This is a genomic window from Asticcacaulis sp. AC402 (genome assembly GCF_000495835.1).
GTDB lineage: Bacteria > Pseudomonadota > Alphaproteobacteria > Caulobacterales > Caulobacteraceae > Asticcacaulis.
In genome coordinates this window covers 37,334-49,297 of the sequence record NZ_AWGC01000031.1, presented here as the reverse complement: position 1 = coordinate 49,297, position 11,964 = coordinate 37,334, and the positions used below count along the sequence as shown (strand labels likewise).

At 61.2% G+C, this 11,964-nt stretch carries 12 protein-coding genes and 1 tRNA gene; 9 read left to right on the top strand and 4 right to left on the bottom strand.

Features of this window, described 5'->3' with window-relative positions:
• Nucleotides 1–97: 97 nt before the first annotated feature.
• A complete protein-coding gene (locus tag ABAC402_RS36425; RefSeq protein WP_082180040.1) occupies nt 98–2,467 on the top strand; it encodes a TonB-dependent receptor in 2,370 nt (789 codons plus the stop codon).
• Nucleotides 2,468–2,661: 194 nt separating this feature from the next.
• Here the strand turns inward: ABAC402_RS36425 and ABAC402_RS36420 are convergent, their stop codons facing one another.
• Together ABAC402_RS36420 and ABAC402_RS36415 are read right to left on the bottom strand one after the other, a co-directional pair.
• On the bottom strand, nt 2,662–3,687 hold the full coding sequence (locus ABAC402_RS36420; RefSeq protein WP_162148537.1) for an alkaline phosphatase family protein: 1,026 nt from the start codon (nt 3,685–3,687) through the stop codon (nt 2,662–2,664).
• 247 nt (nt 3,688–3,934) lie between these two features.
• A tRNA-Lys gene (locus tag ABAC402_RS36415) sits at nt 3,935–4,010 on the bottom strand.
• Between the two features lie 219 nt (nt 4,011–4,229).
• On the opposite strand from ABAC402_RS36415, the gene ABAC402_RS36410 reads away from it, so the two are divergent.
• The 5 genes from ABAC402_RS36410 to ABAC402_RS39485 all read left to right on the top strand — a co-directional run bounded on the left by ABAC402_RS36410 (nt 4,230) and on the right by ABAC402_RS39485 (nt 9,142).
• The gene (locus ABAC402_RS36410) at nt 4,230–5,249 is read left to right on the top strand and encodes a glycosyl hydrolase (protein WP_235080000.1); all 1,020 of its coding nucleotides are present in this window, start codon (nt 4,230–4,232) and stop codon (nt 5,247–5,249) included.
• A gap of 289 nt (nt 5,250–5,538) precedes the next feature.
• On the top strand, nt 5,539–6,081 hold the full coding sequence (locus ABAC402_RS39490; RefSeq protein ID WP_023450834.1) for a hypothetical protein: 543 nt from the start codon (nt 5,539–5,541) through the stop codon (nt 6,079–6,081).
• Nucleotides 6,082–6,205: 124 nt separating this feature from the next.
• A complete protein-coding gene (locus tag ABAC402_RS36405; protein ID WP_023450833.1) occupies nt 6,206–6,430 on the top strand; it encodes a hypothetical protein in 225 nt (74 codons plus the stop codon).
• Nucleotides 6,431–6,617: 187 nt separating this feature from the next.
• The gene (locus ABAC402_RS36400; protein WP_023450832.1) at nt 6,618–7,031 is read left to right on the top strand and encodes a hypothetical protein; all 414 of its coding nucleotides are present in this window, start codon (nt 6,618–6,620) and stop codon (nt 7,029–7,031) included.
• A 500-nt stretch (nt 7,032–7,531) separates the two neighbouring features.
• Nucleotides 7,532–9,142, top strand: a complete 1,611-nt coding sequence (locus tag ABAC402_RS39485) for an ATP-binding protein (RefSeq protein WP_052025366.1) — start codon at nt 7,532–7,534, stop codon at nt 9,140–9,142.
• A gap of 197 nt (nt 9,143–9,339) precedes the next feature.
• Here the strand turns inward: ABAC402_RS39485 and ABAC402_RS36395 are convergent, their stop codons facing one another.
• On the bottom strand, nt 9,340–9,681 hold the full coding sequence (locus tag ABAC402_RS36395) for a hypothetical protein (protein WP_023450830.1): 342 nt from the start codon (nt 9,679–9,681) through the stop codon (nt 9,340–9,342).
• Nucleotides 9,682–9,780: 99 nt separating this feature from the next.
• Complete coding sequence (locus tag ABAC402_RS39480; RefSeq protein ID WP_023450829.1) at nt 9,781–10,374, bottom strand: S24 family peptidase; 594 nt, start codon at nt 10,372–10,374, stop codon at nt 9,781–9,783.
• Nucleotides 10,375–10,545: 171 nt separating this feature from the next.
• Between ABAC402_RS39480 and ABAC402_RS36390 the strand changes: the two genes are divergently transcribed.
• From ABAC402_RS36390 to ABAC402_RS36380, 3 genes are read left to right on the top strand one after another with little or no spacing between them, the layout of a single operon-like run.
• Nucleotides 10,546–10,773: a hypothetical protein gene (locus tag ABAC402_RS36390; RefSeq protein ID WP_023450828.1), complete on the top strand. Its 228-nt coding sequence runs from the start codon at nt 10,546–10,548 to the stop codon at nt 10,771–10,773.
• Nucleotides 10,770–11,288, top strand: a complete 519-nt coding sequence (locus ABAC402_RS36385) for a GcrA family cell cycle regulator (protein ID WP_023450827.1) — start codon at nt 10,770–10,772, stop codon at nt 11,286–11,288. Before ABAC402_RS36390 ends, ABAC402_RS36385 begins: the two co-directional genes overlap by 4 nt.
• Nucleotides 11,285–11,854 (top strand): hypothetical protein, encoded by a 570-nt coding sequence (locus tag ABAC402_RS36380; protein ID WP_023450826.1) that lies wholly within the window; start codon nt 11,285–11,287, stop codon nt 11,852–11,854. Before ABAC402_RS36385 ends, ABAC402_RS36380 begins: the two co-directional genes overlap by 4 nt.
• The last annotated feature ends 110 nt before the right edge of the window (nt 11,855–11,964 follow it).

The window sequence follows — 11,964 nt, the reverse complement described above, 5'->3', positions numbered from 1 at the left end:
ATCCGTTGTGCGCAAGCCCTATCGCTTAACTCGGGCGCTCGTTTCGGGCGCTGGTCAGGCGCTGGCTCCGGGCGCTCCCGAACGAAGGCAGATAACCATGGCACATCAGTACGCGACACCCCGAACGCTTTGGAAACCGCTGTTGTTGGGCGCGACGTGCCTGGCGTCGCCCTTGACCGCCTTTGCCCAGGACGCGGCAACCGTTGCGTCGGAAGACACCACCGAAGTCATCATTCTGGGCCGCGGGCAGCCCCGTCAGGTCCAGACGATCAAGGCGCAGAAGGTCCTGGACTACAAGGTTCCGGGCGCCAGCCCGCTCAAGCTGGCGGAACAGCTTCCCGGCGTTTACTTCGCCGGTGCTGATCCGTTCGGAACCTATGAATATGCGGCGACCCTGTACCTCCGCGGGTTCAATCAATCGCAACTTGGCTACACGCTGGATGGCGTGCCGCTGGGCGACATGAGCTACTCGAACCACAACGGCCTGCACATTTCACGCGCCATTATCTCGGAGAACGTCAATACGGTTCAGTTGGCCCAGGGCGCCAGCGATGTTGACGCGGCTTCGACGTCGAACCTCGGCGGTTCGCTGCGTTTCAGCGGCCGGCGTGCCCCCGAGGCGTTTGGCGCAGACCTGTCGCTCAGCGCCGGCTCCGATGATTACCGCCGGCTGTTCGCCCGCGTCGATACCGGCGAGATCGCCGGCTCGGGCGTGGCTTTGAGCCTGTCGTACGCCGACAGTTTCACCCACACCTGGAAGGGGTCAGGCGAACAGCAATCGCGTCAGGCCAATCTGCGCCTTGACCGCAACTTCGGCGACGACCATCACGTGGCGTTCTGGCTGCACGGATCGCAGCGCCGTGAGAACGACTACCTGGAGCAGTCCCGCGAACAGATAGACCGCCTGGGCTACGACTGGAACTACCTGGCGCCTGACTTCGCCCTGGCCGAACGGATCGCCGATGTCGCCAACAACCGGGATGACACAGGGTTGGGGATCGTAACAAATGCGGCCGCCGGCACCGACTATCCCGGCAATATTCAAAGCCCCGACGACTCCTATTATCAAGGTGCCGGCCTGCGCGACGACCTGATCGGCGCGATCACCTGGGACGGCCGGCTTAATCCGGCCGTAAGCTTCAGTGTCAGCGCCTATGGTCATGCCAACAAGGGACAGGGCCCGTGGTTCACGCCCTATGTTCCGTCTCCCAATGCAACCGACCCGCTGGCGACGGAAGACAATTCACCTTTGTCGTTCCGCGGATTTTCCTACAACTTCACCCGCGCCGGTGCGATCGGCGGGCTGAGCGCCGAACTGGGGGCGCACAAGCTGTCGACGGGCCTTTGGGTTGAGATCAACAACTCCAAGGAAGCCTACAACTATTATGGTCTGACGCGCGGCCGCCTTAATCGCGATTCCCTGGAATTCCAGACAAATCCTTTCTTCACCGACGACCAGTACAGTTTTGAGACCAAGACGGTGAAGTTCCACGTGGCGGACCTGTGGCGCGTCAGCGATGTCCTGACCGTGCAGTACGGTTTCAAGTCGCAAAGCGTCGTCAGCCGGTCGCGCAAGCTGATCGATGAAAATGCGCCGGTGGGGCCGGGCGACGCCGGGTATGTGGCGGGAAAAATCAGTTCTCAGGATGGCTTCCTGCCGCAGGCCGGATTTGTGTGGCGCGTGCAGCGCGATCACGAGGTTTTCGGCGCCTATGGCGAAAGCATTGCCGCCTTCGCCGCCCAGGTTAACGGCATTATCGCCAATGGCGATCAGGCCATTGTCGATGACGCGATCGCCAAGGTGAAGCCGGAACGTTCGCGGACGACGGAGCTGGGCTGGCGTTACAAGGGCAAGCAGTTCGACACGGTTCTGGCCGCCTATGCGGTGCGTTTTGATAACCGCGTCCTGGCATTTTACGCTGACCCGACCTCGCCGATTCTGGTGTCGGATACCATCTACCGCAACGTCGGCTCGGTCCGCACCGTCGGGGTCGAGGCCGCGATCAACTACCGGCTGGACTCTCACTGGACGGCCTCGGCGTCCTACACCTACAACGATTCACGCTACGACAGCGATGTTGTGGAAGATACCGGCGCAGTGTCCGTACAAACACGTGACAAGGTCGTCGCCGGTGAGCCGTCGGAGTTGGTGAAGGCCAGCGTCAACTATGATGACGGCGCCCGGTTCGCCGGCCTCAGCTATGCCTTGCAGGGGTCGTGGTACTATACCTATGAGAACGATAATCCGGTCAAGGGCCATGACCTGGTGGATGTGACGGCGGGCTATCGCTTCCAGACGGGTACGCTCAAGGGGGCAGAGGTCACCGTGAATGTTTCCAACCTGTTTGACCGTCGCTACCTCTCAACCGTTGCCGGGCTGGTGCCGAACGATCCGGACGGTACGGCGCAGGTGCTGTTTGTCGGCGCGCCCAGGAGCGTGTTCATCACCGTCAGCAAGGCGTTCTGACACTTCGCCATACGTGAAACGGCGCCATGATCTTCGGCGCCAGGCCCCTCGTGCGCCCTGGACGTCGGGCGCCAAAAACCTTAGAGCGGCGTTTTGGTAGAATCAAAACGTCGCTCCAGATTTTTGTTTTGACGCGCATTTTTCCGAAAACGGGAGCGCCCGTGCGGGTGCCGTACACTTTATCGGATTGCGCTCTAAGGTTTGCTGAAGACCGGGAAAGGTTTGCCGATATCGCTGGCGAAATCCTGCCAGTCCAGACCGAGCGCGGTCAGGGCCGTGGCGGCCAGCTGGTGCGTTTGGGCACAACCGCCGGCGGCAAGGCCCGTCTCGCCGGCAGGGTCAATGGACGGTCCGATGGCGGCAAACCAGACCTTGTCCGAACCCGTCACGCCGGTTTCATTGTATTCCGGTTGATAGGTCGGATTGAGCTGGTGATAGCGGACGGCCGAGTGATCGCGCCAGGCACCGGTGGCCAGGTCACCGCGACCATGATCCGTCGTGACGAGCAGGGTCGTCTGGCCGCGGTAGAAGGGGTCCGCCTGCAGCGTTTCCCACAGCTGGCGCAGATAGTCGTCGCCGCGTTCGATCGCCTGGAGATATTGATCATAGTCCCCGGCGTGCGCCAGCTCGTCGGTGTCGCCAAAGGCGATGTAGACGACACGCATGTGATCGCGGATGGCTTGCAGGCCGTAGCGCGCTGTCAGGACGTCGGTCGGATAGCGACCCGCAAACGCGGCGTTGACGGGAATTCCGGAGCGGCTGGCATTGACGATGTTCGGAAAGAGAGTCCAGGTGCCCACCATGGTCACCTTGTCACGGAAATCCTGACGTCGGTTGAGGTATTCCAGGAAGGTGACGTTCGCATTGGGAATGTCGTCGTTCTCGACGATCCGCGCATCTGCCTTGCCGGTCAGAATCTCATTGTAGCCGGGGTAGGAGAACCACATGTCATTGGCGACGTGCGCGCACTGGCCGATATCGTCATTGCCGTAAAGCACGCCGTCGCGCGCGACCACACCATGAAGAAACGGGGCCAGGGCGGCAGGACGATCGGTGGGGTCCAGGTAAACGGGCTTGACCACGTCCGCGTTCAGGTCGGGTTCGACGAAGCGGGCGTCGGCGGCGATAACGGGGTCGGCGCCGCGAAAAATCTCCTGCCAGCGCACGCCGTCCATGGTGACGAGCACCAGCTTGGGTTCAACAGGGGGTGTTTGTGCCATGGCCTGTAAGCCGGCCAGTGCCCACATTATGCTCGCCGCTGTCAAAGAACGCATCATTTCCAATCTCCACGATGGCTGGTATGGGTTGGATAGGTGACGTTCGCGAACCTGATATGACAGGGACGCAACCCCTTTACTTTGAAAGTCGCCATTGGCTGGGGCTGTGCGCGCCGGCCACCTGTGCGGCGTTCAAGAGGGTTTTTCATGCCCAAATGGGCTAGTATCTTGATTTTATTGAAGAAGAGGATGGTGGGTGGGCACGGACTCGAACCGTGGACCCGCTGATTAAGAGTCAGCTGCTCTACCAACTGAGCTACACACCCAAACCATTCGTCTGTCCCAGCCTTGCGGCCGTTCCCATTAGGGAGGCGACCGTTTAATCGGTTTGTTGCCGTGTTGCAAGCACAAATCCATGAAACTTTTGGCTTTGCAACAATCAAGCTAAGGTCGGCCCGGCTAAGGTCGGCGCCAGAGATGACGAAACCGCTTGCATCTTAACTATTTCAAATTAAATTAATAAAAAAGCTCGTGAGGAAACCCCTATGACTATGTCCCGTCGTTCCGCTCTGGGCGGTATCAGCGCGTTGGCTCTTGCGGCTGGCGGCGGCGCAATAGCGCAAACCGTTCCGGCCAAAGGGGCCTTGAGCAATCCGAAGGCTTCGCCCGAAGCCAGGGCGCTCTATGACTATCTGTGGAGCCAGTACGGCAAAAAGACCCTGACGGGACAGCAGGAATCGATCTGGCGCAAGCCCGACGGGCCGCGTCATGAACTGAACTATATCGAACGCACGACGGGGAAACTGCCGGCCATACTGGGCCTGGACTATATCGATCCCAACGACTACGACGCGCTGAATGATCGCGCCACCTCGTGGTACAAGGACGAGAATGGTATTCCCAGCATCTGCTGGCATTGGGGTAATCCGATGCTCGGCACGGGTTACGAGAACTCCAAAAAGTACTTCGACATGTACACCGCGTTCAAGCGCGGCACGCCGGAGAATGAAGCCCTGCTGCGCGACATGCGCATTATCGCCGACAATCTGACGGTGCTGCGCGATCGCGGTGTGCCGGTTTTGTGGCGGCCGATGCATGAGTTTACCGGTAACTGGTTCTGGTGGGGGATGTCGGGTCCTGAGCCGTTCAAGGCTTTGTGGATCGCCATGTACACGTACTTCACCCATGAGCGCGGTTTGAACAACCTGATCTGGGTGCTGGGCTACACGGCCGAGGTCAAGCCCGGCTATTATCCCGGGCGGCAATATGTCGATATCGCCGGTGCCGACACCTATGTCGACCACCACGGCCCGTTGAGCGAGATGTTCCAAGCGGTGAAGGCCGAGGTCGGTGATACCGTGCCGATCTGCCTGCATGAGAACGGCCCGATTCCCGATCCGGACAGGCTGGGGCCCGACGCTGACTGGCTGTGGTTCATGACCTGGCATTCGGAATGGATTTTTCCCGGGAAGCACAATACCGACGCCAGCGTGAAGAAGGCCTATGCGTCGGAGCGCTATTTGACCAAGGATGAACTGGGTGTGTTCAAGCCTCAGGCCTTGTAAGGAGAGGGACCAGGATTTGTACGTGGGTACCCTGGGGGACCTTACACATCGCGCCGCATGGGCGGGGATTGTTAATCGGGGAGCCGGGGTAGTGACTGATACAAGTGTTTGCCCTTGCGGGGGGGGGGGGGGGCACTCAAAAAATGCGGAAGATCCAGCCTTGAATGTTTCTTAAATTTCGCGATTGACGTCCGGTTGAAGACGTTGGACAATTTATGCACGGTTAAGGTTGCAGAAAAAGCGTCTACCAAAAGAGCCGGGAAAGCGGAACCGAGCCTACGCTGAGATCGTGATCGGAAATGCCGGCAACAATGCCCTGAATGGAGGCGCTGCCAAGGATACTCTGGCTGGCGGGCTGGGCGACGACAGCTACTGGGTTGACAATACCGGTGACAAGGTTGTCGAGGCCAGCGGCGAGGGTTTCGATACCATTTATGCCAGCGTGACCTGTACCTTGACCGCGCGCTATGCCGAGGTGCTTGAGCTTACGGGTTCGGCCAATCTTGACGCCACCGGCAACAGTGTCGGCAATACGCTGAAAGGCAACAGCGGCGGAAATACGCTGAACCGCCTGGGCGGCAATGACATCCTGACCGGTGGTACGGGCCTGGACGTGTTCCTGTTCCAGACCGGTAGCCGGCTGGACACCGTTACCGACTTCACGGTGGCCGATGGCGACCTGATCAATGTCAACGCCTTTACCGGCGGGGTGGCCAATGCCGGCTTGGTGTCTCAGGTCGGGGCCAATGTGCTGATCACTCTGGGCGGTGGCAACACGGTCACCGTGCTGGGCGCCAACCAGGCCGATGTGCTGGCGCATATGGTTTGGTGAGTTCCGCGCCGATCAACACTGTCAGGTTTCCGGGTCCAGGGTGTTTTGCAGCCTGGACCACATTTCATCCTTATTTTTTTGCGGGCAAAGCTTACGGCCAGGGCAGGATAAGGAACAGAACATCATGTCGAAGACAGAGGAAGTTTGCCGCTGGGCCTATGCCAGGGCCATGCGTCTGGACCATATTCGTCAAGCTTTGGAAAACTATGGCCGGGCCGTGTTTTTCGATGACGGTCTGGGCGAGCCGGAAGTCCTGCCGGTGCCGTATCGCTTTGTGTTGTCGCGGGTCGAGATGTCGGCCGCGACCGGCCACGCCCTGACCTATTGCAATGGCGTCCAGGTCGCCTGAGGGCGGCTTCGACATCGTAAGCACCCTGGGCTGGGGCAAGCGTGTTGCTCCGCTGAGTGCCAATCAAGCAGATGTGTTGAGTCAAACCCGTTGGCAGGTGTCTCAACCAGAAATAACTATAGCCTAGGCTATCGAAGCGCATTATCGTGGTAAGTTCTCGCCGTGGTTGACGGAAGAGGTGCCTGCCATGTCTGACAGAATTACGGTTCAGATTAACGATCACGCCCATTTCGTGACCTTCAAGCTGCGTGGCATCGTCTATGGCAGCGATCTCCTGAAAACGACCGAGGTGGTTTACAAGGGCCTCAACGAGCCGTGGCGCTACAACCGCCTGTTCGACATCCGCGCCTTTATCAATGTGCTGCAGTTCGAAGACTTTCGCGCCACGGCCGAGCAGTGGCCAGCACTGGCCGGCGGGGCTTACCCGACCCGTTTCGCCGTGGTCACCGACGACCCCGTCCGTGCGGCGCGGATCGAAGCCTTCGGTCCTCTGTTCCCCGATATCACCACGCGGGTGTTCAGCCGTACGCGCGACGCCATAGGCTGGCTGAACGAGGGCGTTGCGGTGCAAAGCCTTTTGCTGGCGCGGCGGGCTGTTTGATACCAAGCCTCATAAAGAATGACGCTTAATATTCGCATTTTTTCAGCTCAAACGCCGGACCAGGCGTCCCGCATGGCGCCTCGGATAAGCTCGGGCGGCCAGGGTCTACGGTGTTTCGTTCCTATCACACCACATCCCGCTCGTCTGCGAAACCCGATTTGGGATTGATCCCGGAAAGGTACCTTTGCCTTGCTCCGCTCGCATCCACCTCACCCTGAAACCGTTGAGGTCGAGGCGCTTTCTTCTGGCGATGGGGATTGTCCCGTTTCACAAACTCAGGCATGCCATTGATCCTGCCCCAAGTTTGGCGCCGCAGGCTTCACAGCAAGCGCGGCGAGTCAGATAGCGGCGGGGTAGGCGGTCTCGTTGTGCAGTCGGGGGCTAGGGGTGAACCATCTGTCGATCCGGAATAGCGATGTCGCGTCCTTCAACGGTTCTGACCCCACACTATTGGCATGGTCGAAATCCGACACTGACCGCCCGGCGCGCGGGGGTGCGTTATGAGGGTGGGCTGGGCGCGCCTTCTTGACCTTGCGCGCCGGATTAAACGCCGGCGCAGGTTGCTGTTGATCACCCTGGCGGTCCTGTTGCCGGTTTTTGTCCTCTCCGGGCTTGTTATCCAAAACAGTGCCAGGGAGACAGCGATTACGCAAAAGGAACTGGCGGGCACCGCCTATATGCGTCGGACCTGGGACATTCTGTCAGCCTGCGATGCCGGGCTGCCGCTGCCGCAATCGGGCCTGGTTGCGCCGCATCACCATCGTCTGCCCGAACTGGCGACGGCCAGCGCCCGGCTGATCGATGACATGTCGGGTGAGCGCGATCGTCGCGCCGCCTGTCATCGCGCCCGCAGCTTTCTGCGCCAGGTGGCCGACGACAGCGGCCTGATCCTGGACCCCAGGGCTGACACCTATCACCTGACCCACATGACAGCGAAGGACCTTCCCGAGCTCAGCGGTCACGTCGCAGACCTTGCGACCCCGGCGGCCAACGTCGAAAGCGATATTGACCGGCTTTCGGAGGCCACTGCCGAGGTTGTGGATTCGCTGAACCGGGCGACCCAGCGCGACGGTGATGGCGCGCTTCGGTCGGGTGTGGCCTTGCCGTCAGATGTCCTGACCCGGGCGGTCGACCGCTACAAGGACGCCGTGCGTAAGAACGGCGTCGCCGATGCCCGGGATCTGCGCGGCCCGCTGGATACCCTGTGGGGCGTCGGCGTTGACCATCTCGAAAGGTTGTTGAACGCGCGTGTGGCCTGGGCGAAGTTGAAACTGTGGCTGTCCTTGGGGACGGCTTTCCTGCTGACCGGTCTGGCCCTGGCTGTGCTGGTCTATTTCGAGCTTTATGTTGAACGCGAAGAGATCATCAAGCTGAACGCCAGTCTGAAACAGTCGAATGAAGAACTGGAACGTTTCGCCTATATCTGCTCGCACGACATGCAGGAGCCGGTGCGGATGATGAACATCTATGCCGGCCTGCTGCTGACGGATTCGCGCGACCAGCTCGACGAGACCGGTCGCCGCCATCTCGACTATATCGCCCAGAATGCCCGCAACCTGCGGCAGATGATCCAGGACATTCTTGATTTCTGCCGGGTCGGCCGCGATCGGATGGATCTGGTGCTGGTCGATAGTGGCGCCATCGCTGCCCAGGTTCTGGCCCTCTATGCACCGCAGATTGCCGCCGGCGCGGTGAAGGTCAGCGTGGCCGATTTGCCGAGGGTGACGGCCAATGCGACTTTGCTGCAAGTGGTGTTCCAGAACCTGATCGGCAATGCGCTGAAATTCCAGGATGGCGGCCGGACGCCCGACATCCGGATATCGGCGCGGCAGACCGGCCTGTTGTGGCGGTTCGAGGTGAGCGACAACGGTATCGGTATCGACGAAGCTGGCCGCGAGGATGTCTTCGCCGCCTTCCGCCGGCTGAACCGCCGCGAAGACTTTCCGGGCAATGGCCTGGGGCTGTCAACCTGCCGCAAGCTGCTGCGCCTGGTCGGTGGCGACATCGATTTTACGTCGACGCCGGGGCAAGGCAGCACCTTCTATTTTACCCTGCCGGTGACGCCGGAGACACAACAGGCTGTGGCAGGCGGCCAGAGCGCAATCCGATAAAGTGTGACGCACCGCACGGGCGCTCCCGTTTTCGGACAAATTGCGCGACAAAACAAAAGCTTATACCAAGCCTCATAAAGAATGATGCTTGGTATTCGCATTTTTTCAGCTCAAACGCCGCGTGGCTCCTCGCAAAAGCTCGGGCGCGCAGTCGCGCTTGCCAACCCGCGATGAGTCAAGGTCATCGAGGGTTGGTTTTAGAGCGGTGCGATACGGTCGCGCGGCACGAACCAGGTCACAGCCGCGCTGTGCGGATCGGGAATATCGAGTTCGTAGTCGAGGCCGCAGGATCCGCGGCGGACGGACAGCACCGTCGCCGTGCCCAGACCTTCGTAGGGAAAGCGCAGGTAAACCGTTGCGCCGGCTTCGAGGGGCGGCGCGGCGGGCAGGGCAGGGCGCGGACGCAGCAGACAGGTCGCCAGCGACGGATCGGCGGCGACTGCCCGGTTGACGCAGGCACTGTGGCTGAAGGGGATTACGGCGATCCCGGCGGCCTCAGGCAGACCGAAACGAAAACCGGTGGCGTGGGTGTCGTCCATGAATGCCCCCCGATTGCAGGGATAAAATGTACTAAATATACATTCAATAGTCAAGCGGCAATGTGTTAAGTGTATATTTTTGCAGAGGGAGAGGTAGAACTAGTTCGCCCGAAGTCCCTCGAAGGGGCGGGCCCACTCGACGGTTACGGCTTCGATGGGCGCGAAGGCCGGGTTCAGGCTGTGGAGATCCCACAGGCCGGGCGTCTTGCTGGAGCGCAGGATCTTGATCATCCGCTGGCCGTCGGTCGTCCGCACCAGGACCTGTTTGTTCACCAGGGACGAGGGATCGTCATACTTGTGGCCGAAGACGGCGATTTCGCCCGGCATGAAGCGGGGCGTCATCGAGGTGCCGTCGACAATCACGGCCACGCTGTCCTCGATATTGAAAGGCTCCAGAGGTTCGAAATCACCCGTGTCGTAGTCATCGATATGGGAGCCGTCGGGGCCGGCCAGGGCACGGCCGATCACCGGCACCTTGCCCTCGCGCATCGGGCCGATACCGGCATACAGCCACGCTGCCCGCACCTTGAACTTCTCGGCATAGTCCAGCGACTTCTTGAACGAGAAGGAGGCCGTGCCGCTTTCGTTGTTGCGGTACGAACTGGTCCAGCCGAACCGGCGCGCAGCATCCACCGCCGTTTCAAACCCCGCCTCGATCCGGGCCCGCATCAAACGTTCGCTCTGTTCGCTCATGGGGTTAATGTATAAACCCTACAAATGTATTTTGCATACATTTTTTTCTTGACCTTTGAATGCATATTTTATACATTGCACTTCGCCGGAAAGCTCCGGCCTCCCTGAAACCTGCGGGCGGCTGTGTCTCTGTTGCCGCCCGCCCCTTTTTTGCGCCCGGGAGCGCCTGCGATGATGCATGTCCACAATTTTGTAATCCTGCTGCGGGGCTGTCGCCGCCTGTGGGAAATGGCTTTTCCGCGCCCCGTGTCCTGTAATCCGTTGCTGCGCGACCCGTTCTGCGCCCGGCTGCGTGCGGCGATTACGCTGGCGCAGCGCCGCCACCGGCCGGTGCGGCATTTGAAGGCACAGCTTCAGGCCCGCGTCGACGAGATCCTGGGCGAAAAGGGGCGACCATGAGCGGCTGGACCCCATTGCGGCTGGCGGAACTGAGCCGGCGCTGGAACGAAGGCGAGTCGAGTGCCGCCATAGCCAACTATCTCGGTGTCAGCCGCAGCGCCGTGATCGGCAAGGTGTTCCGGCTGCGGAAGGCCGGCCACGACCTGAGGGACAATTCGGCGACCATCGCCATGGGCTATCTGTTCACCCGCGCCCGGGTGGCGGTCCGGACCGAAATAGCGGAAGCGGCGGCGCCGTTTCGACCTGTCGGGCTGGACCCATTTGCCGCCGAGCCTGAACCGGCCAGTCCCCGGGCGCGTCAGGCGGCAGAGGGCCGCGCTTTCCTGACGGCCCTGGAGGACGCCATGCCTGGCACGGGGATACCGTTCGCGGCCTTGAGCCCCCGGACCTGCGCCAACGTTACGGGCGGCGAGGCGCCGATGTGGCTGTTCTGCGGGGCGGAAACCGCGCCGCGCAGCCGCTATTGCGCCGCCTGCCGGCCGAAACTTTATCTTCCCCGAAAGGCGGTGCCATGACCCAGTCGAAACGCCGCAAACGCCTCAACCAACTGACCTATTGTCCGGCGCCTGAGGCCGTCGCTCTGGCCGGGATCGCCCGGCAGGACCTGGAGCCGGTCTATGACCCGAAAGGCGCCGATAGCGGCGTCAGGCGCCGCTCCAACGTGTTTCGGGTGCTGCGCGAGACGGAAGAGATTACCTCCAATCAGTCGGCGGCCGGCGCGAAGCTGGTCGAGATCTATGCCCGCTGGCGCGGCCTGTGCGGCAGGCCCGATGCACGCGAACTGGGCTGGGCCATCGTGTCGGGCAATGCGGCGCCGGATCTGGTGACGGACCGGATGATCGAGAGCGGCCGTGTCTGGCGTCACGTGATGCGCTTTGTCGGGCCGTCATCGGGGCGGCTGCTGACGGCGCTGGTCCAGGACATCCTGGAGGGCGACGGCGTGGTGGTACGGAGCGCCGACGGACGGGCGGGTGTGCGCTGGCGTCAGGTGGTCGAAGCGGTCACCGGTGAACGCCGGCCGCAGGCTCAGGCGGCCCTGGTGCGGCGAGCGTGCGAGGACCTGGAGGCGTTCTGGCGGTAGCGCGTGGTCTCCTTCGCGGGCCAAACACGGCACCTGTCAGACACTGTGCGGCGTTTCCCTGACGCCTTTCAGGCGTAAAATTCGCCAACGCGTGTAAAAACGGGCTTCCT